The sequence below is a fragment of the Providencia sp. 2024EL-00732 genome (genome assembly GCF_044006275.1).
Taxonomy (GTDB): Bacteria; Pseudomonadota; Gammaproteobacteria; order Enterobacterales; family Enterobacteriaceae; genus Providencia; species Providencia huashanensis.
The window spans coordinates 709453-732202 of sequence record NZ_JBIPDG010000001.1 but is presented as its reverse complement, the minus strand read 5'-3'; the positions used below and the strand labels follow the sequence as shown (position 1 = coordinate 732202).

Sequence of the window (22750 nt, the reverse complement as noted above, 5' to 3'; positions counted from 1 at the left end):
GAAACTGTATAGTTGTCATCTGCTATCTTTTAACAACAAGTTCAGTTACACCTTGGTAAATGAGCCTTGATGCTAGCGTACCTAGTACTATACCAACCGCTTTTCTTACTATTTTATGAATGCGTGAATACATTCTTCTGACTGACGTCATCGAGAAAGTTTGGCATAAAATAATTCGCCATATTAATGATGCGATGATAATGCCGAACCAAATGACGAGCTTGGTCCATAAAGGAGTAGAAGGTGAAATAGTTGTTGAGAAAATACTCATGAAAAACAAAACTGTTTGCGGATTAGATAAATCAGAAATCACCCCCCGCCTGAAATAAACACCGGAAGGAAAGCTTTCGACAATGTTTTCTGTAGATAAATTAAGCTGCGTCCTATTTTTAAAAACGGTTATGGCATAGTAAAACAGGTATAAACCACCAAGAATTTTGATCAATGAAAATAATGAGCCAAATTCAGACATTAGGGTAACTAAACCAAATAGACCTAACCCGGAATAAATCGCATTACCCAATACAACACCATAACCACAAGTTAACCCCGCTTTTTTACCCGAACTTAATGTTGTTTGCACAACAATAAACAGGTTTGCGCCAGGGTTAAAAAAAGTTAAGACAAACAAAAATAGAGTGATAATAATGCTGTGCAAAGGGTCCATAATTTTGTATTCAAAAATTTAGGGATAACCATTATAGACATAAGATTATTAGCAACTCTATTTTAATTTGCATGTTTTCTGAGCTAAATCAGCAAATTTATTTCCTATTATAGACTTAATGACTTTTTACGGTGTAATAACCATTTGTCTAACTCATTTGCAAATTGCTGCCTATCACGTTGATTTAAACTTGCAGGCCCCCCTGTTTGAACGCCACTTGCCCGCATGGTATCCATAAAATCACGTATATTAAGGCGTTCACGGATCGTCGCCTCACTATAACGCTCCCCACGCGGATTCAAGGCAGAAGCTCCTTTTTCCATCACCTCTGCGGCTAACGGTATATCCGCCGTAACAACAAGGTCGCCTACTTGTGCACGTAAGACAATTTCATTATCCGCAACGTCAAAACCTGCAGAAACTTGCAACGTTTTTAAAAACGGTGATGGTGGAACTGTTAAGCGCTGATTGGCAACAAACGTTATTTGCACATTTTCCCTATCCGCCGCACGGTATAAAATTTCCTTAATTACTTTAGGACAGGCATCCGCATCAACCCAAATTACCATTATTGTATCCAGAATAGTCAAAAAATAGGGCTCATGATTATAACAGAGAATAGAAACAACGAGTGTGGATTTATAAGCGAGTCAACTAGAACAGATGAAAACAGGATACAATATTGACAATTTCATCACTATTTTATGTCAGGTTACCCCACCATACTCAGGGTTTTAAAAATAAACGTATTTATTTTCTGTATTGGTGTCTACGCCATCATAATTTTGTTGCGGCCAGTCACAGTGGCCTCTTCTTTTAAGTCTCAGATAGTATATCGACAACAGATAACACCAACCGATAACATTAACTAAAGTAGCTCATTGAACAGCCCGTTACACGTAAAAATAACAGGATAGAGCAACCAATAAATAAGGTTATCGACTGGTTTACTGACTGTATTTTTAACTTAATGTATGAAAAACTTGTTTAAATTTATCGATATCTTGCTGGGTTGTTGACCAAGCCGTACAAAACCGTACGCACGTTGTTTCCGTTGTGGGGTTACCAATTTTGCTCAGTTGGTAATGCTTTAATAAATTATCAGCAAGGCTGTTTGGTAAAATAACGAAAACTTGGTTTGATTCAACGGGAGCTAAAAACTCAAATCCTTGTTCCTCAAAAAATAAGGCTAACTGAGATGCCATCTCATTAAGGTGATGACCAAGCTCAAAATATAGCTCATTATTAAACAGTGGCTCAAACTGTGCGGCCAATAACCAACCTTTAGCTTGTAACCCCCCTTTTTGCTTGATGCTATAACGAAAATCAGATTTTAATGCTGGGTTCAAAATAACCAGTATTTCCCCCGTTAAAGCCCCTATTTTTGTACCGCCAATGTAGAAAACATCTGTGACTGCAGCAATATCTTCAATGGTTAAATCACTTGCTTTAGACATTAACCCCGATGCAAGACGTGCGCCATCTAAAAAAAGGAGTAACCCATGCTTATCGCAAACCTCACGTAATGCAAGTAACTCATGTTTACGGTAAACGGTGCCTATTTCTGTCGAATTACTGATATACACTAATTTTGGCTGCACACTGTGTTCATCATTATGCTCAGCCAGCACATTCGCAACCAGTGTTGGCGTTAATTTCCCTGATGGTGAGCTCACCGTAATCACCTTATGCCCCGTTGCTTCGATCGCACCAGTTTCATGCGTAGCTACATGCCCACTATCAACAGCGATCACCGCTTGGTGCGGGCGTAAAGCATGGGAGATCACGGTTAAATTGGTAACAGTGCCGCCATTAAAAAAATGAATATCCGCATCAGGTTGTCCAATACGTGCTTTAACTTGCTCAGTGACCCGAGAACAAGTTTCATCTGTGCCGTAACCTTTAAAACGTTTTCCTGCTAAGTCATTCAGGGTTTTCATCACTGCTGGATGGGCTATTTCATTGTAATCATTTAAGAAGCTATACATTCATTCACCTATTAATACTGGACAAAACCATTTTATAGCCACTATTTATAGGTGTATCTTATTAATTATTCAACAAAATTTTTATTGGGATGCGTTTCAAGTTGCTTACGTAGCTTTCAATTTTCTGAAGCTAAATATGCAGCTATTTATCACCTATTTCCCCCCTTTAGTTGGAATACAACCGACACTAGTTTTGGGTACGGCGAAAAGTTAAATTAAAGCGATAAGGGCCAAGTAGTGGGTGAGTCCCTGCTTTAATACGCCTTATACCATGGTAATTTAACCGTGATTGTCCTCCCCAAACCACCACATCGCCATGTTCTAAATGGATAGCTTGTTTAGCGGCATCCCTTGTTATCCCTCCAAAGTCAAATAGCGCAGGTAGCCCCAAAGAAAAAGAGACAATTGGATGAGAATAATCGGCTTCATCTTTATCTTGGTGCAAAGATAATTTTGCCCCGATAGCATAACGATTAACTAGGCAAGCATCAGGTTTAAACCCATCAAAACCGACGCTATTTGCAGCTGAAGTCGCTAACTGACGGAAAATAGCTGGCATTGATAACCAAGGTAAATTAGTGACAGGGTCACGCTGACTATAACGATACCCTTGTTCATCCGTTACCCATCCCCAATCCCCACAATTAGTCATCGCAACTGACATGTGATAACCACTTGGTGTTTTCATGTGCCTTAAAGGATTCGCCTTGAGTACAAGGTTCAAATCCTTCAATAACCCTTGGCTATGCCCTAATAAAAAGCCTTTTAATAAATAAGCATCAGGGGCAATCTGAATGGTGTTTTCTTCTTCGGAAAATAGCATATCGACCACTTCTCATTATTAGCTGCTAATAAAAATAATACTGCTGCCCGCTATACTACCCCAAAGCTTTCGTTAACACCGGATAGTGTCGCTTTTGCTAACCATGTTACTGAAAGATGTTCTTTACATTACTCGAATAGCTTTGCTCACGTTTAAACGCAGACCTCATGTTATTTAGATGGAAAACATTGACTAAACATATAATCTAATATTAGACTAAAATTCCAATGCAAGACCACCGTTGTGATAGATAACAAGGTAAATATGAACCAATCAATTAAATATGCGAATGCCTCTACATTAATTCCCCCTAAAGGGCATTATTCTCATTGTGTTAGCGCTAATGGGTTTGTTTTTATATCGGGGCAATTACCTATTGATGCTTTGGGTAATGCCGCCACAAACATATCTTTTACCGAGCAAACCAAGCTTGTGCTCAATAATTTGCAAGCCTGCCTAGATACCGTCAATTGTACTAAAGCCAACTTGGTGCAAGTCCGTATTTATATTACCGATATGAATAACTGGAATAGTTTTAACCAAATTTATGCTGAGTGGATCGGTAATTACCGCCCCGCTCGTGCTGTTGCTGGGGTTGCAGAGCTCCACTTTGGCGCCGCATTAGAAATCGAAGCCACCGCTGTATACGCTTAAAATTTGATAATTTATTGAGGTAATATCATGACTGAGTTAACTTTGCCAAGCTATCAAGATATTGAAGATGCCGCCCAACGTATTTTAGGTTTTGCCCATAAAACGCCTGTATTAACATCAACCACTGCAAATAAACAATTTGGGGCTGAATTATTTTTTAAGTGTGAAAATTTCCAGCGTATGGGTGCATTTAAATTTAGAGGCGCATTCAATGCGTTAGCACAATTAAGTCCAGAACAAAAAAAAGCAGGTGTTATTGCTTTTTCATCAGGTAATCATGCTCAAGGTGTTGCTTTGGCCGCACAGTTACTCGATATCCCAGCAACAATTCTAATGCCAAATGATTCCCCTGCAGTCAAAGTAGCTGCCACCCAAGGCTACGGGGCTAAAGTTATACACTTTGATAGATATACCGAAAACCGCGAGCTACTTTGCCAACAACTCGCTAAGCAACATGGGTTTACCATTATCCCGCCCTATGACCATCCACATATTATTGCTGGCCAAGGTACTACTGCTAAAGAACTCATAGACGAAGTTGGGCCATTAGATGCCCTTTTTGTGTGCTTAGGTGGTGGTGGTTTGCTCTCAGGCTGTGCTATTGCCACAAAGCAACTACTCCCTGATTGCCAAATATATGGTGTCGAACCACTTGCGGGTAATGATGCACAACAGTCATTTTATCGCGGTGAAATTGTACATATTGATCCCCCAAAAACCATTGCAGATGGTGCCCAAACCCAACATTTAGGCCATTATACTTTTGAAATTATTAAAAATATTGTCAATGATATTTTTACCGTTACTGACCCGCAATTAATCGACTGTATGAAGTTTTATGCTGAACGCATGAAAATTATCGTTGAACCAACGGGTTGCTTATCTTATGCAGCAGCTCTGGCTAACAAAGAACGACTGCAAGGTAAACGAGTGGGGATTATTGTCAGTGGAGGGAATGTGGATATTCATCACTTTGCTCAGTTAATATCCTAACCCCATAATTGCCTATCACCTATTAGATACATTAAAAATAGTTTAAAATTAGGGTTTCGATACAAGATAATAAGGGGGAATAATGTCAGACCTAAAAGAAAATTCATTACTTGCGCAAATAGATATTATAGCAAAAGGATTAAGTGAAACATTTGCCCCTTTTTGTGAAGTAGTGGTTCATGATCTTAAAAAACCTGAACATTCTATTCTCTCTATTCATAACAATTTATCTGGTCGCCAAATTGGTGAACCTACAACAGAGTTAGGCCTTGCAAGAATTGAGTCTCCTGATTTCCCAAATATCATAGCCAATTATACCAACCAGTTTACGGATGGACGCCCAGTAAAAAGTACCTCGATTGGTATAAAGGATGATTCTGGGCAATATGTCGCTGCGCTTTGTCTTAATTTAGATATGACGCTATTCAGGGGAATGCAAAGTATGTTGTCTCAATTTATCGAAGTGGGAAATAGCCCTATAAAAGAACATATTGAACCCAATGGCACAGAGGCAATTCGCATCCGTATTGACCAATATGCAGCTTCGTTAGCTACCACAGCGCGTACTTTAAAAGTTGAGGAACGGAAAAATTTAATTGAGATATTACGAAATGAAGGCTTACTGGATGTAAAAAAAGCAATGGAGACTGTTGCTCAACACCTTGGGATTTCAAGAGCCTCGGTGTATTTATACGCTAAGAAAGCAAGTTAGTTTTGCTTCCTTAGCCATTTACTTTTTTTAAAATACTTTTAATGCTTATTGGGTAAAAATCATTTACATCAACACCCACATTGATTGCACGTGAACCCAATATTTCTAAGCGTTTACGTTGCTCAGGGTCTTTACCTGAATTATGTACATGCCCATATAAATGAATAGCGTCACGGAAAAAACCTTGCCATTCTAAAATTGGGTAGTGAAATAACACAAATTTTTGCTTTTGGTATTCCAATTCATAGTAGCTTCGTACCCATTCAAATAAGGTCGTGTCAAACTCTGGATCATCCAAAAATTTATCATGGTTGCCCCGTATGAGATATTTCTTCCCAGCTAAACGACGTAATATTTTATTTGCATCACTGCCGTTCCCTTTATATAAAAAATCACCCAATATGTAGATCTCATCATAGTCCGTAACATAAGCATTCCAGTTATGAATTAAAGTATCATTCATGTGGTTAGTGCTTCGAAAAGGTCGATCACAAAGATTAATTATATTAGAGTGACAAAAGTGCGTATCTGAAATAAAGTAAATCATATAAAACCCGAAAAAAGATATTAATTGTCATTATGTTAAAAATGATAGTATTCAAATAAATATGCGCTATCCCCTACATCATAACGTACTTGTAATTAATAACCTTACAGAATTGACCTAAAAATCCAATTCCTCCTACATAGAGGTTAGCGTTAATTGTTGATAGTTTTTATCTGTTTTTATCACTCGCATTGGACGCGAAATTGCGGCATAAATAATACAACATTCAAAATATCGGAAACAAAATGACCAATCCTTCCTCAATTTCTCTTTTCTATGATTCATTTGGTGTAGCGAAAAACCCTGCTGTTGTGTTGATCCCAGGTTTGGGTGGCCATAATATCAGCTGGACTTCGGCGTTTTGCCAACAAATTGCAGATGCAGGCTTTTATGTTATACGTGTTGATAACCGTGATTCAGGATTGTCTTCCCACATCGAACATTTTCCACCAATCGTTTTAAGTGAATTGATTGGAAAAATGCAAACTGGGGAACAATTTGTTATTCCTTACACTTTATTAGATATGGCTGAGGATATAATTCGCCTACTCGACTTATTATCTATTGATAAAGCACACATAATTGGCCGCTCAATGGGGGGGATGATTGCACAGTTGGTTGCTGCGAATTACCCGCAACGTATACTATCCCTTTGCCCAATTATGTCTTCATCAGGGAACCCCGACCTGCCACAAAGCGAACCCGATGTAATGCAAATGCTGATGAGCCCAAGCCCCAACCCTAAAGAAAATTTAGAGGGGTACTTAAGCGGTCAATTAGCATTTTACCAACGCATTAGTTCCTCTATTTGCCCATTTGATGAAAATTATTATCGGGATTATGTACTGCAAGCGCTTGCTCGAAATTATTCCCCAGAAGGAACTAAACGGCAAATGGTTGCTGTGGCTATGACGGGTGATCTTCGGCCTTATATCAAAAGTATAGATGTACCAACATTAGTTATTCATGGTTCCATTGACCCTTTGTTCCCATTAGCTGCAGGTCAGGATATCGCAGAGAATATAGTGAATGCAAAATTAGAAATCATTGAGGGTATGGGGCATGAAACACCTCCGGCTCTAAACTCGCAAATTGCAACTCTGATTATTACTCATTTAAAGCAGAACCAAGTTTAGCTTGGTTAGTACCTATTTATGGCTCTATAACTGAGCCATAAATATAGGTGATTATAACCATCCTTGTTTTTTATGTTGCGCACAAATGGGGCAAATATTGATGTTTTCTTCCCAAGATGAAAATGGTAGATGGCAAGTATGGCACTGACCATCATAATAGTTAAAACTAATCGGTTCGCTATTTTTAGCCGTATGCGCGTGGACATGAATAGATTGCGGGAAACAAACTACTTGGCAGCTCATACACCCCGTACACCGCTTTTCATCTATTAAAAATTGGTTATTTTCGATGTTTATCGCATGTTCATCACAAACTTTTGCACAAGCACCACATAAAATACAGCTTGCTGTATCAAGCTCTACTCTAAACCAGCTATCCTCAGGGTAAAATTGTTTCCTTGCATTTAACCCCGTTTTTACTTGGCCTTTATCTAACGGTTTCTCGTCCAATTTTTGACGGAATAACATCATTCGACGCCCAGTATCCACCTGTGCCGGCTGTACAATACGTAATTGCCAAATCGGTTCTTGTAGCGTTTTTAACTTTAAATTCAATGAGGCAACTGTTGGCAGCCACTTGTCTACCAAAGGCTCTGCTATCTGTATGCCGCGAATGCCATATTGCCGGTGCCAAACAATTAACTCATCTGCATTGGCGACAGGTTCATCGTGGTTAACCACCAAAAAGTCACCTTGATAGGTTCGTTCATGAGGAGCAATATTCTCAATAGCGTCAACAGGGCAAGAAAATAAACAGTTACCACATTGAAAGCACAGTTCATTATCAATTGCAGCTGCCATATGGCTAAAAGACACCGCACCAACCGGACAACTCGTCGCACAATTGTCACAAATACTATTTTTTAATCGTTTTCTGACACAGTTATTATTAATTGTTGGCTCTGGTGGAAGTTCTAGATTAATAAAACGTCTCATCATTCTGCACTCCCATCGTAGCAATAAATACGAATGTAAAAATCAACATTCACCTACTCAACGCTCACATTTTACCATTAATCTAAGGTTTATTTTAGTACAACACATTGTAGATAAAGATGATTTAGGCTAACTAATATGTCAAAAAACATAAAGATTTAACTATTTCAATCACCTAGTAGGGCGGGAACTCATTTATAGTTAAAAACTTTATGTTTTTTTAGCAATAATAACTTATACAGTACTAGTTTATTGGTGCTGCTAACAATGCATTTCTCATATAACTTTCAACGTGCGTGACTGGGTCCCAGCCAGCTTGTATTAGCGCAATACTTTTACGACCAAAACTACTGATTTCATCTTGTATACGCATCCCTGCAATTGTATTAGCTAAATACTCCAACTTTTGTTGTGTACTAAGTTCATCTTGACCACCTAGACTTTTATAAAGGCGAATTTCCGGTGCTTTAGTATTGGGGTATTGAAGTATTGTTACCCTCCTTCCCAATTTTGACTGATAAATAAACTGAGTTGCATTACTTAGATGATTAGGCTCTTCTCGGGTAGGTTTTTTGTCAAAACCAATCAGATGAATCGCATTATCACCACCGCGACTATGTATTGTATTCCAACCTTCTATTTCACCATTAATGAGAAAGCTATTTTTCCCTTTTAACTCTGTTAGCAAACCATTTGCCCCGTTGATAATGTAAACATCATCTCCATCCCCTGCCGATAAGTCATTTTTACCTTTACTTGCATAAATAGCATTATTTCCAGGCGTTTTATCCGGTACGGAAACGACACCCTCTTCCGCTTCGGCATAAAACACCCGCCCATACCCGCTTCGGTCCCAAATATTTTGTTTTGCACCTTTAGTTTTTACAACAAGCTGACTAAATGTGGAGTTTTCAGGAATACGAATATCCATTGACTTGAGATCAATAGTTGGTAAAGGTTTCCACCCGTTAAGCATGCCTTTAAATTCATCCATAGGCTGCCATGTAGTGTTTAAATTTAAGTCGTTTTTATATTTTCTCTGTTCTGCTAAATAACGGATTAAAGAAACCATATCTTTTTTAGCATAATTTGGCAGGTGTGTAGGTAAGCTGTCATAGTGATGAGCGTGGTTTATATTCATATTACTATCTGGTAATACCTTTATTTTCACAGACCGAAGATTTGATTTGGACTTATAACGATGAAAAATAACGTCATCTTCACTGATAACTTCGTATTCTGATTGGAAATTAAATAAATGAATATGGTTTTCGCCACTAGCATCATGTATTGTAGTTTGGCCGGCTTCTAAATCCCCATTTATAAGGTAATGGTCATTACCGTCTTTACCATCTAAAATATCATTACCTAAATCTGAAAGGAATAAATCATTTTGATCTCCACCATAAATATGGTCATCACCCTCCCCACCATATAGAACATTTGCCCCACTAGTCACGACTACTATGTCGTTACCTTTTCCTGCATTGACGATACATCCAGTGATATTATCATTTTTAATGAAATCATTACCATCGGATGCATCGATAATAGGAAAAGGAAATTGATATCCCATTGGGATATCAATATAATCGTCTTGTTCAGTCGGTAAGTTTATTATTTTTGCAGAGACAATTTCTTGTTCTTTTTTACTAAAGTCCACATGGAAATAGTTATTGTTTCCATCTTGAATACGAATACTACCGTGTTTTTCTAATGAATAATTAATAAGTTTAATTTCTAACTTAACATCATTAAATCGGTTATATAATAGGATAGATTGGCCTATAACCTTTAACCTAAACCCATTCTCATAAGGTAGCGAAATATATGTATCACCAATGTTATCACTTACTTTATTTATATTCGAATAGTCAAAAACCAACTGACCTTGAAAATATTGTTCTGGGCTTACCTGATAAAAATCTTGGCCTTCAGTAATAATAATCCGGCTATTTCTATTCACCATCAATAGTTGGTTATCACCAGAGGTCCCTTGATAAGTCAAATTTCGAATAGAACCATGAAGTTTAAAACTTCCCCATTTACGAGGGGTATATATACGGTCGCCAATACTTAACGTATTTGTTTCATCATTTATATTTACAGTTTCATTACTGTATTTATATATGGCATCTTGTTCTTGTTGGTAGGTGATGTCAAAAATATCTTCTTTAAGGATAAGGAGTTTCTGTGCATCTAAGTCTTTTAATTTACTATTTAATAAAAAACCATCTTTGGTATGTAATTGATATTGATGATTTATTCTTCTAGTATCTTCATACTTAGAATATACATTTTTAAGTTCAACTTTGACGCTTACTATTTTATCTTTAAAATTTGATGATTTACTACAGATGACTATTATTATATCATTACCACTAACATATACCTCTTCAATTTCACTTAACAAATAACCTAAGGTTACTCGACTTCTACTTTTTGTTGTTTCCGTAATCGTTGCTGTTAAATTAAATATTTTTTTGGCTTCATTTTCAGGGATACTTCCCCAATCAAAACGTCGTAAAAAGTAGCTATCATTACCTTCTCCACCATTTATTACGCCGTGTTCAAATACCAAATGGTCATCCCCCCCCATAGCATTAATAAAAGCACAAGCTGAAGCAGCATCTAATGTATTACTTTCATCATTGCCCACTAGAGTCGCTTTTGAATCTCGGCTTCCTACTAAAAAAACATTACTAATATTACGTAAAACAAGATCTTTCTGTTTTTTATTGTAAAAGGTAATTTTTGATTTAAGTGAGTTAAGGTCTATATAGATATAACTCCCAATTCGTATGTCATTAATAATTAAAGTATTATTCCCACCATTTCCATCAAAATATAAATCATTGATTTCATTACTTGATGAATCAAATAATAGTGATAAATTTGCCACATCATCATGATTTCCACCAGCTAAAAACTTAGCACCGGAACTAATAGTAAAAGAATTTCTTGCATTTTTTTTACCAATAGTAATATCAGTCCCATTACCCGAATTAAAATTAATATTTTTTTGCTTAGCTTCTTCCTCATATTGTAATCCAATATTTTGCATGCCTTCATAAATAATATCAGGAACTTCACCTAGTATTTTTTTTGCAATTTTAACTGGATCAGCAATAATTTGTTCACCTAAAATTTCAATTGGTACGTGACTGTCAAAGTCTGGATGATAAATATTACCATGATGATTCCTTGCCCTAAAGAACCTTAATTCAGAGGCGGCTAATGTGCTTAATTGAGTAACGACTGGTTGCTTTTTTTTATTCTTGTATTTTTCATTTAATTTAAATCGATACAGAAACTCTTTTAATAAATCACTATCATATTCTGTATTGAGTATAAGAATGTCATCAGCTTTTTTCTCACCAATGTCCTTATAAGAGACACCTGCCTTCTTCTTAATAAGACTAAACTTACAGCAAAAATGAATTTTACGTGTTCCTTTTCTGATTTTTACCCATATATTACAGTGTGAATCATAATCATAATTATTACAAATATAATTAATTTGCTCTATCGTATAATGAGGGCCAGTATCATCACGTGCAATGTTTTTAAGAATATAGTTGTCATCACCCCCTTCAAATACAGTGCTATTGATGATTCTAAATTTTGGCCGATAATAAATATAATATTTTTTATGTTCTGTAAGTATCGGCTCACCTACAAATTGCAGATGTTCTTCAAACCCTTGGTAAAGATTGTTCGATTTAAAATTATCTAGATCCTGTTGCCAATTTACATTTTTAAAATGTGCTAGATGCTGCTTATAGCTAATTCGATTTAATATATCGTCAGAAGGAGAAAAACCAAATGCCGCGCGTATCCCTTCTCTAGCTTTTTCATCCCAATCTAAAGAGCTTCCTAATTCCTCTTCGATTCTCTCTACGGCTCGTATACCTGTATAAACCATTCCACCTATTAATAATGCACCACCAACAATTAAACCAACAACAGGTATTGTTGATGACCCTATGATGATACCAATGATGGTCAGGCTACCAACAACTATATTTGCAATAGACAACGAGCCGTTAACAAGTAAATCTTGCCGCTCTTTTGCATCCGTTATTTTGTCTAACTGCTCAAAAGCTTCATAAGCCTGATAAATGTCTAATCCGATCCCAATTAAGTTAAATATGATTGTGACTCGAGCGGCTAATTTAGCCCCTGAATTAAATGACCCAGCCTGTTTATATGATAATCTCAATAAAATAGGCTGCAAAATCATGTCACCATAATTAAAACAGGCGGATGCACAAGCCATGGTCAGTTTTTTGGTAATTAAAGAACGTTCATCTTCCGTAAGGTCTGGGTTATCTAAACCATCAATCAACTGATAAATCCCATTAAGTGTAATAAAAACACCGACTCCCCCCGTAACTTGACCGGCACCATTAGCAATACGGGCATAAGCGGGTAATTTTATTCCTTCATTATGTAATGACTTAACCCCTTTAGATACAGTACGCTTATCTCCAAAATCTAATTTTTGAATAATTTTTAATTGCTTTAAAGCAATTTGTTGACTTTGCATCATGTCATTTGAGTGTATTTTTTGCTCAATATTACTATCTTTGATTAATTGTTGTGTCACCTCAAGAGGTTTAATGTCTGCCTCTAGTTCTGTCGATAAGGTTAATTTTTCTACTAATACATCAGCATTAAATTTAATTTTCTGCACCCATCCTTTATCCTCCACGTGTTTTGCGTGAATAGGTACATTGTCTATCATCGCCCCTAGTGAGCGTAATTCTTTTATCGATGTTGTAACTTCTCCCAGTTGAAGGGCCACATTTCTATTGATCTCTAAGTTCTTTTTATATACCGTGTTTTCCAGTTTCTCTTCACTTTGTTTTACTAACGTACGGTAACCCTCTCCGCTCGCATCAATATATAATGCTGTTGCTCTTAGCCCTTCATCTGAATCAGTTAAAAAACCCAACTGTTTGCCTCTAGTTATCACCCTACCATCAAGTTGTTGAAGCTCTTGTTGCATATAGTGTTGAGTTATTTTCAATAATCTAGCTCGAGCAACGGCAAGGTTAGGGTCAGATATTACTAATTCAATGCCTGATTCATCCATCAAGTGAAAAGTATAACTCTCCACTTTATATTCACACTTAATCATAATTTTAGATAAAGGACTTTTAATACAAACTAAATAATCGTTATTTATTTGATTAAAAATAGTCTCAAAAGATTGATTACTTGATGTTGAAGCTATTTTCTCTATTCCCTCATTTTTTAACTGGTAGATATCATTATAACTTTTTAAAATTTCCATTTCATGGCTAGATGCATTACCTAGCCTATGCTTATATTTAATTTCTTCATAAATATTATAACAATCTTCTGCCATTTTTTCATTTTTGAAATAAACATTATATAATGATGTGGATGTTTTTTTACCTTCATAATGAAATTCATTAAATTTCACATAATCATGATAAAACAATCCCCTACTCATCTCCTTTACATAATTTACTGTAAGTTTTCGTTCATACTCCAACTTACACATTAACCCATATGCTTTTTTCAACGAGCCATTATTAAATGCTTCATTATCTTCTTGGTAAAGATATATTAAATCTCGAAGTCTTCTTTTGACTACTCCTAGTCTATCATTAGATTTTAACGTAAATAATAATTCTTCGTGATCATATTTATTCCCTCGTGGAAATAGTGATTTCAATCTATTTTTTGAAGACTCACCCAAATATGCATTAATTTCAGGGTTAGATTTTAGCGCTTCTAATAATATCATTGATTCTTGTGCTTGTTGTACCAAAGAATATTTTTCATTATCCTGAAATAGAATATTCCACTCTTTTAAACCTTTAACATTACCCTCACTTTTAAAATAGCTCATCACTCTTTTATTAATTATCGGGTCCATTCTAATCATTGATATTTTTTCATGATTTAGATTTCCATCATCATGGGTTAAATAACCTATTATATACTTATCTTTTTCTATATCTATCTGGCTTGGAACTATTTTTTTATTAATTAGTTTTAATGTTAAACCTTCTAATCTTTCGTTATCATTTAACTCCTTCTCATTTAATGTCCATCTAGTATTTACTGTTAATTTATTTGGCTCATATAGCCCCGCATTAATTAATGTATTTTTTAACTTTTCAGAAGCAACTTTAACCCCTTCGGAGGTTAAATCATTTGGATTATCCGTTAAAACTAAGGATACCGAATTATTAAAATCCGAATTATAATCTTTTCTTAATTTTTCCATTACATCAGTTAGGGGTAATAATGATTCATTTATCTCTAATGCGCTAGTAATAAACACCCATTTTTTTTGCTTTAGCCCCGTAAGCTTGTTAATATCACCATATTCAATACAACCATCAGCCACACCTTTACCTACTTGCATAATAAGGGTATTTTTAGGATTGTTAGAAGCTATTTTCTCTGCCTGTAGCCTACCACTCTCACTACCATTTACCCGTAATATAATGGTCGCCAGGCCATCATCAACAACTTTATTTACTCGATTATTAATATTTTCATCATTTACCATACGCCATAATGGGGGTTCTTCAATACCAGCACTGGCAAGTAGGTGACAGATCCTATCGTAAAAATCTTCATCAATAATGCGCTCATACCCCTTGAGCTCTGATTCTAAAATAGCGTTTGCTTTATGATTAAATGCTAATGTCTTTATTAGATCACTGTTAACCACTCCATTTTTTTTATAAAAAGCCAGTAGATTAGTATTTTTACCTTCCAAAATTTGCGAAATTTTTAATTCCCCACGTCGAACTTCATTTATAAAAAATAATGGTGCAGGAAACCCATTTATATATGTTTTTTTCGATGAAGGATGTGTTTTATATTCATATTTAAAATTCTTAGTTGAAAATTCCTCACCCTTAATTTTAATTGATTTTACCCCTATATGGTTCACACTCTCTCCAATGGACCTATTATAAGCCACTATTGGAATATTGATGCCTTTTCTATTTAAAGCCAAATGAGTATTTAATGCAAAATTTTCATTAATGCCACCTCGAGCCAATTTACAACCATATAGAACAATTTTATTTGGCTGTAAGTTTTTTAATGTGTTATTTTTTAAAAAAGAGACTCCACTGGCGAACTCTTCAGGTAGCGCACCTTCAAATGTTACTTTACTACCTATATTATTTGTGTTCTTTACATGTAAACCATGCCCTACAAACGTCCAACGAATATTCTTGTTTTCACCTACTTCAATCGCTGATTTTAAAATACGTGCTTGCTTGCTCTCCAAATCAAATTGGACTAATGTAGTATTTTCCGAATGTTTGACGTATAGCCCAGAAATAACATCTGCTGTAATTTCATCACTACCTAATTGAATAACAATATGATGATCATAATTAGAGCTTAGATTTTTATGAGTTAACCCTACAATAGATTTTTCAGGGTTATATTTATAGTCTAAGTACTCAGTCTCTGATAAGTTTACATTTGAATTAGTTCTATGCCTTTCATATTCATCTTTTTTTACCTCATTTAATTCAAAGACACATCTAAGGAATAATTTTTTCATTTCATCTTCATTTTTAGTATATATTTCCTCCATAATTTTAGGATCTTTAAACATATAAACAAACTTATCTTTGCTTATATAAAAATATTCTTTATATTGCATTAACTCAGCTGAATTAGCTTCAATAAGGTTAATGACTCTCCCTTGATTTTCAATCCTTGTTTGTAAACAAATAATTTGTTCTTTTTTTTGGATTTCATATTTAATAGTTTTAGATTTAATATCATAATTTTCAAAGCTGAGTAAAAACCGCCCTTGTGAATCCAACTTCATTACAGGTTTTACTGAATATTTATCTGTGTTTTTACCTTCAATCATGTCATTGACGTAACAAATGAATTTTTCTTTTGTCATAAAATTTAAATTATTTGGCATATTGTATCCCTTTTATTTGGTTTCATCATTATTGATAAAGTTGGCATTTAAAATACCAAATGAAGATAAAAATCAAAATTCGCTGAGGTTAAATAAGACTAACTTTTTATTTTTTACTTCTACTTATCATCAGCATGTAAAAATAATTATATTGAAGAGCGGTTTCGCTTATATCATACAAGTCGAAATTATATGCTGGTTATATATCACTACCATAGCTATATAATTTGTATCTAATACATTTAGGCGCTAAACTTGATTAGTTAACAAAAACCAAGTCCACCTACTTTTAAGGCTAAGGTTTATCTATGAATAACTTTGAATTTTATAACCCAACACGTATCGTTTTTGGTAAAGATAAAATCGCTGAACTTGACAGGCTCATTCCACAAAATGCAAAAGTTCTCATCCTGTTTGGTGGCGAAAGCGCCCGAAGGACAGGTACATTGAATGAAGTTGAGCAAGCATTAGGCACGCGTCAATTTGATCTGTTTGGTGGAATTGAAGCTAACCCTCGTTATGAAACGTTAATTAAGGCCGTTGATAAAATAGAGAAAGAAGGCTTTGATTTTTTACTTGCCGTTGGTGGTGGGTCTGTCATTGACGGTGTTAAATTTGTGGCAGCAGCGGTTAACTACCCTGGTGATAAGTGGGAAGTTGTTACCAACAGAGGCTCTACAATCAAAACAGCTTTACCTTTTGGTACCGTTTTGACATTACCAGCAACAGGTTCAGAAATGAACAAAGGCTCCGTCATTACAAGGGAAGAATTACACTCAAAGTTAGCATTTATGAGCGATTATGTTTTTCCTCAGTTCTCGATTCTTGACCCTGTAAAAACATTTACCTTACCTCCTCGACAAGTCAGTAATGGTGTTGTTGATGCCTTTGTACATATTGTTGAGCAATATTTAACCTACCCTGTTAATGCTAAAGTACAAGACTCATTTGCTGAAGGTTTACTAAAAACGTTAATAGACATTGGTCCTAAAGCACTTGAAACACCTCATGACTATGATATTCGCGCTAATTTAATGTGGGTTGCAACATTAGCATTAAATGGGTTGATTGGGGTTGGCGTACCGCAAGATTGGTCTACCCACATGTTAGGCCATGAAATTACAGTGTTATATGGTTTAGACCATGCACAAACATTAGCTATCGTACTTCCTTCAATGCTGCTCGAAAAACTACCACAAAAACAGGAAAAATTAGCCCAGTACGCAGAAAATGTGTGGGGGGTTACCGCTGGTTCTCAATCAGAGAAAGCCATCAAAGCTATTGAGCTGACAAGAGCGTTTTTTGAAAAAATGCAAGTAGGCACACGTTTTAGTGATTACCAGCTTACCCAAGATGTCATTGAACCATTAGTCAATAGTCTAAAAGCACATGATATGGTCAAGCTGGGTGAACACCAAGATATTACTTTGGACGTTAGCCGCCGAGTGTATACCGCAGCCTTATAACGGCTATGTAAAGGTTGTACCTTCAACCTTTTTAATGAAGCCCGTTAATGTTTTCTTGACCACATTTGCATTGATAGGTGATTATTTCTAATAAACAAAATAATCACCTACTTAATTGTAATTTCAAGTATGTCCAAACCAGTATTACATGATTTTCTTTGCGCTAACCACCTAACCTTGTAGATTGACTCAATCTAGGTTTATCGGTTATTTGGAGGGGAGATTTTTAATCAGTGAACCACTGTAATACCACCCCCCATCAAACTCGCTAAAGCCATTATTAATCATAATTAGGTTAATCATTTACCTTGATTGAACGCCCATTTGTTTGCATCCATACCTATAAAACTACATCGGCCATAATTAGCCTAAGTTACTCATATTTATCTATCTAGCATATAACGTTTAATTAGATATAAGGGCGCTTTAATTACCAGATTTTTAATTGTGAATGGTAGATTAGCATTAGCAAAATATTGTTTTCGATTCAGAGCATTATTCCCCATTTCTCACTGCTCTAAATTTATGTATTTTATAGCTTACAGACCCTTTTATACAAAATTTTAACAACAATTATGAGTTAGGTTGTGAGCCAATGCTTTCTAAATTTAATATATCAAACAGCGCATTACTTGCATCGTCACTACTCTTAACGATAGGACGTGGCGCAACATTGCCCTTCATGGCAATTTACCTAACTCGAGAATACCAAATGGCAATTGATATTGTCGGTATAGCCATGTCACTGGCAATGGTTATAGGTGTTTTATTCAGTATGGGCTTTGGTATGCTTGCTGACCGGGTTGATAAGAAACGCTGCATGTTATTTGCTGTGTTAGCTTTTATTTTGGGGTTTATCGCTATCCCCACAGTAAATAATGCTATTTTAGTTATCGCGTTCTTTTCTCTTATTAACTGCTCATATTCTGTGTTTTCTACGGTCTTAAAAGCCTATTTTGCGGATACACTCACAGTCTCTTTAAAGGCAAAGATATTTTCCTTAAATTATACCTTTATCAATATCGGTTGGACTATTGGCCCCCCCATTGGTACTTGGTTATTAATGTACAGTATTAACTTACCATTCTATTTAGCCGCTATATCAGCTGCTCTACCAATATTTTTTATACAACGTTTTGTACAAAGCATAAAACCAACGCCATTAGAAAACGGAAACATACGTAAATGGAACCCACTGAGTATGCTAAGTGATCAAGTCTTAGCATGGTTTATTTTATCCACATTTTTGGGTTCATTGGTTTTTGGTACTTTTACCACTTGGATTTCGCAATATGCAATTACTGTGGCAAGCAGTGATTTTGCTCAGGTTGTTATTGGGGTAATTTTACCTGTGAATGCAGTCGTGGTCGTTACATTACAATACACCGTAGGGAAGCGTATCACCCCGGATAACCTAAAAAAATTAATGACCTTAGGCAGCTTATTCTTTATTTTAGGCTTAGCAACTTTTATGAATGCACATGAAAATTTATACCTCTGGGCGGCAGGCGCTTTTATTTTTACATTAGGTGAATTAATTTATGCCCCAGGAGAATATATGTTAATTGACAGTATTGCACCGGAAGGCATGAAAGCGAGTTATTTTTCAGCCCAATCCCTTGGGCTATTGGGCGGTGCATTTAACCCTATGTTAACTGGTGTTGTTCTTACTGAGCTTCAGCCACATTTCATTTTTATTATTCTCATGTTTATTACCTTTCTGGCATGGTTATCCATGTTAAACGGGATGCGATTACGCAAAAAACAATTATTACGCACCGTATAGTGCGTTACCGTTAGTGCTCCATCATTAACGGTAACGCCTATTTTTCCTGACCCGTAAATTTAGCGTAGCCATAACGAGAAAAATTGCACTACTAATTATTAAGATGACTGAAAGTACTAAAGTTGAGAGATTATTTTCAGTCACCAGCAGTGAAAATGCAGGTATTGTAATTAATAAAGCTAAATTATTTATGCTTTCTGAAACAGATAATACTAATCCTTTATTTTTAGTACTCTCTTTAGCCAATAACGAGGTACTGACCGGTGAAGCCACCCCTAATGCTACCCCTATAAATAACAAGCAGATACAATCACCAACTAAGGGTAATTTTCCTGTAATAAATAACACTAAAGCAACCAATATTCCTAATAAAATTAGGATTAGTTTAGCCGCATCCTGTAGTTTATATTTTGCTATTTTCGCAACCAAAGCATTACCAATGAACAAGCCAATACCAAATAACCCCATAATGATACCAATCTCAGCTGTTTCTAATGCAGTTCTTTGTCTTATAATTTCCCCTGACAATAAAAAGATACTAACTGAAACCCCGTTCCATAATCCCTTTGCTATGATCAAACGTAAAATATTTGCTTGTATTAAGCAGCTCAATGAGTGGGGATAGGTATGGTTTTTTTTAGAACTCGGCAAGATAAACCATGATATAGAAAATGCGAATAAGCCACATAAACTCGTTAATATAAAAGGCGAATACCACGAAAAATATTGAACTAAAATACCCGCTAACATTGGCCCAGTCACAATGCCAACGGTCATTCCCATCATGACACTCCCCATCGCGGCTGCTTGGTTTTCTCTTTTTATTACATCGGCTATAAGGGAAAAAATAACGGGAACTAATGCCGCTGATGCCACTCCCCCTATAACGCGGAAAATTACAGCAACCGAAAAATTAGGCGAAAAAATAATCGCCAAACTATCTAGTGATAATAACAATATTGCAGTGAGTAAAATTTTTCGCTTATCTATTCGGTCAGAAAGGTAACCAATTAGAGGTGCTGTGAGTGTATATGCCAATGCATAGGACGATATCAGCCAAGGAATTTGTTCAGACGAAACTTCAAATGCCAGTGCTAGTGGCGACATTATTGAGGACAACATAAATTCTGTAGTCCCAACTAGATATACAATAACAGCAGATAAAAATAATACATTACGATTAGAGGTCATAGTATCCCCTTACGAGTGAAGTAATTAATATGATTTGAGTTTTAGATTTAATAAATTGAGTCTAAATTTAATGAATCGAAGAAATTAGATTTTGGGCTATAAGATGTCAAAATGAACGCAACTCGGCTAAAGTCACATAGTTTGAGGTGAGTGAAATGGGGTATTCTAGGTTAGTAATTAGGTAGGTTTCATCTAATTTAACACTAATTACGAGGCTAATGCAACTTTTAGTTTAACCTTATGGTTAACTATTTCTTATATTTAATTACCTAAACAACCCTCTTCTTAAATACAAATTATTAACATTTCGGTGAGTATGTAATAATGCTTATAAAAGTAACAATGTAATATTTAATTTATAATAAGCCGCTTTTACATCAAAAAAAAGCCCAAAATTATATTTTATAATATGCAAGAAATAACCAATAGATGCTTGTATACATGATTATTAAATGAATTTGTGTAAGTGATTAATTTAACAATTACATGAAAGTATATTTAGACTAGGCAAGGATGTATAAATATGAATATAACAACTCGATTAAAGATAGTTTCATTTTTACAATTTTTTATATGGGGATCTTGGTTAGTTACATTTGCGTCCTATCTTTTCAACACCCTACACTTTAAAGGTGGTGAAATTGGGTTAATATTCAGTGCATTAGGGATATCCGCTCTATGCTCACCAGTTATCATAGGGTTTATTGCAGATAAAATTAATAACCGTAAACTAGTTTATATCGCTTCTCATTTTATTTCTGCTTTATTCTTACTCGCGATGGCTCATAGTCATTCAATAACCCTACTGTTCATTATGACATTAATCCACCTAATGTTTTATATGCCAACAATTTCAATCTGTAACAGTATTGTTTTTGAAATGTTAGAGGAGCAAAAGCTTAGCTCTGATATCTATTTCCCTAAAATACGAGTCTATGGCACAGTTGGCTTTATTGTCGCTATGTGGACTATTAGTCTATTAAAACTTGAAATGAGTTTTTATCAATTATATATCAGTGCTGCTGCATCTATTGTTTTAAGTATTTTTTCTGTTTTCTTTATATCGATTAAAAGAGTTAATACATCAAAAAATAAAAAAATTAGCTGCCAAAATATTATTCAGCTATTTAAAAAAGGTAGAGTCGCTGTATTTCTATTTTTTGCTATGCTACTCGGTTCTGTATTGCAAATAACCAATACCTTTGGTGTTCCTTTTTTGCAAGATATGGCTCTAGCTCCTGAGGCTAAGGGTTCTGTTTTCTCTGCGTATCCAACCATATTCTTATCAATATCACAGTTTTCTGAAATTATTTTTATTCTCCTTTTACCTATTTTGCTGAAAAAAATTAAAATTGAAACGATCCTATTGCTCAGTATGATTGCATGGATTTTACGCTTAGGATTATTTGCTTATGGTGACTTCACCTCCATAGGCACCATCGCCCTCTTCTTATCAATGGTTGTGTATGGCTGTGCATTTGATTTCTTCAATATTGCGGGAGCCCTATTTTTAGAAAAAGAAATCGCCCCTGAATTTCGTTCCACAGCACAGGGCGTTTTCACGACTTTAGTTAATGGGTTCGGTACTTTTTTAGGCGCCGTGCTTTGTGGTTGGGCAATTGAACTCAATACAGTTGAAGGTATTGTAGATTGGAAAACTTTTTGGCTAATATTTACCGGGTACACAGCAAGTTTTACGGCTTTATACCTTATCTATATGTTGTTCACTAAACATAATAAGGCTGAATCTATGTAATTGTTCATAATCACAAGCTCCCAAAGATAAACCTAAATCAACTTTACTCATGACTGCTAATGGGCTGTAGAACGATAAGCTAAGCGATTAGTACTTTAATTTTAAAGTACTGATTAATTTTTTGGGGGTCGTCTTTTACACCATCGACTC

15 protein-coding genes are annotated in these 22750 nt (G+C 35.5%); 7 read left to right on the top strand and 8 right to left on the bottom strand.

All coding sequences use genetic code 11. The features are described 5' to 3' along the window. Window positions 1-22: 22 nt before the first annotated feature. The 4 genes from ACHB7C_RS03365 to alkB all read right to left on the bottom strand — a co-directional run bounded on the left by ACHB7C_RS03365 (window position 23) and on the right by alkB (window position 3478). Entirely contained in the window at window positions 23-667 is a 645-nt protein-coding gene (locus tag ACHB7C_RS03365) for a LysE family transporter (protein WP_210856063.1), read from the bottom strand. Window positions 668-774: 107 nt separating this feature from the next. After that, window positions 775-1236, bottom strand: coding sequence for a YaiI/YqxD family protein (locus tag ACHB7C_RS03360; RefSeq protein ID WP_042843771.1), 462 nt, complete (start codon window positions 1234-1236; stop codon window positions 775-777). A 393-nt stretch (window positions 1237-1629) separates the two neighbouring features. Continuing rightward, complete coding sequence (locus ACHB7C_RS03355; protein ID WP_210856065.1) at window positions 1630-2655, bottom strand: low specificity L-threonine aldolase; 1026 nt, start codon at window positions 2653-2655, stop codon at window positions 1630-1632. 187 nt (window positions 2656-2842) lie between these two features. Next, window positions 2843-3478: a DNA oxidative demethylase AlkB gene (gene alkB / locus ACHB7C_RS03350; protein ID WP_071548093.1), complete on the bottom strand. Its 636-nt coding sequence runs from the start codon at window positions 3476-3478 to the stop codon at window positions 2843-2845. A gap of 264 nt (window positions 3479-3742) precedes the next feature. Here alkB and ACHB7C_RS03345 point away from each other — a divergent pair, with 264 nt between their 5' ends. The 3 genes from ACHB7C_RS03345 (at window position 3743) to ACHB7C_RS03335 (ending at window position 5837) form a co-directional block, all read left to right on the top strand. After that, on the top strand, window positions 3743-4132 hold the full coding sequence (locus ACHB7C_RS03345) for a RidA family protein (protein ID WP_166686532.1): 390 nt from the start codon (window positions 3743-3745) through the stop codon (window positions 4130-4132). 27 nt (window positions 4133-4159) lie between these two features. Continuing rightward, the gene (locus tag ACHB7C_RS03340; protein ID WP_395346391.1) at window positions 4160-5125 is read left to right on the top strand and encodes a threo-3-hydroxy-L-aspartate ammonia-lyase; all 966 of its coding nucleotides are present in this window, start codon (window positions 4160-4162) and stop codon (window positions 5123-5125) included. 82 nt (window positions 5126-5207) lie between these two features. Then, the gene (locus ACHB7C_RS03335) at window positions 5208-5837 is read left to right on the top strand and encodes a transcriptional regulator (protein ID WP_129465915.1); all 630 of its coding nucleotides are present in this window, start codon (window positions 5208-5210) and stop codon (window positions 5835-5837) included. 10 nt (window positions 5838-5847) lie between these two features. On the opposite strand, the gene ACHB7C_RS03330 is transcribed toward ACHB7C_RS03335, so the two are convergent. Beyond that, complete coding sequence (locus ACHB7C_RS03330; protein WP_129465914.1) at window positions 5848-6384, bottom strand: metallophosphoesterase; 537 nt, start codon at window positions 6382-6384, stop codon at window positions 5848-5850. Window positions 6385-6629: 245 nt separating this feature from the next. Between ACHB7C_RS03330 and ACHB7C_RS03325 the strand changes: the two genes are divergently transcribed. Continuing rightward, window positions 6630-7520 carry an alpha/beta fold hydrolase gene (locus ACHB7C_RS03325; RefSeq protein ID WP_210831781.1) on the top strand — a complete coding sequence of 297 codons (891 nt, stop codon included), beginning with the start codon at window positions 6630-6632 and terminating at the stop codon, window positions 7518-7520. A 51-nt stretch (window positions 7521-7571) separates the two neighbouring features. Here ACHB7C_RS03325 and ACHB7C_RS03320 read toward each other — a convergent pair whose 3' ends face one another. Both ACHB7C_RS03320 and ACHB7C_RS03315 read right to left on the bottom strand, forming a co-directional pair. After that, window positions 7572-8456, bottom strand: a complete 885-nt coding sequence (locus tag ACHB7C_RS03320) for an ATP-binding protein (protein ID WP_071548846.1) — start codon at window positions 8454-8456, stop codon at window positions 7572-7574. Window positions 8457-8700: 244 nt separating this feature from the next. Continuing rightward, on the bottom strand, window positions 8701-16401 hold the full coding sequence (locus tag ACHB7C_RS03315; protein WP_395346388.1) for a C80 family cysteine peptidase: 7701 nt from the start codon (window positions 16399-16401) through the stop codon (window positions 8701-8703). Between the two features lie 308 nt (window positions 16402-16709). On the opposite strand from ACHB7C_RS03315, the gene ACHB7C_RS03310 reads away from it, so the two are divergent. Continuing rightward, window positions 16710-17867 carry an iron-containing alcohol dehydrogenase gene (locus ACHB7C_RS03310; RefSeq protein WP_071548089.1) on the top strand — a complete coding sequence of 386 codons (1158 nt, stop codon included), beginning with the start codon at window positions 16710-16712 and terminating at the stop codon, window positions 17865-17867. Between the two features lie 595 nt (window positions 17868-18462). Further along, a complete protein-coding gene (locus ACHB7C_RS03305) occupies window positions 18463-19653 on the top strand; it encodes an MFS transporter (protein WP_105881025.1) in 1191 nt (396 codons plus the stop codon). A 24-nt stretch (window positions 19654-19677) separates the two neighbouring features. On the opposite strand, the gene ACHB7C_RS03300 is transcribed toward ACHB7C_RS03305, so the two are convergent. Then, entirely contained in the window at window positions 19678-20844 is a 1167-nt protein-coding gene (locus ACHB7C_RS03300; protein WP_129465911.1) for an MFS transporter, read from the bottom strand. 523 nt (window positions 20845-21367) lie between these two features. On the opposite strand from ACHB7C_RS03300, the gene ACHB7C_RS03295 reads away from it, so the two are divergent. Beyond that, complete coding sequence (locus ACHB7C_RS03295; RefSeq protein WP_129465910.1) at window positions 21368-22600, top strand: MFS transporter; 1233 nt, start codon at window positions 21368-21370, stop codon at window positions 22598-22600. The last annotated feature ends 150 nt before the right edge of the window (window positions 22601-22750 follow it).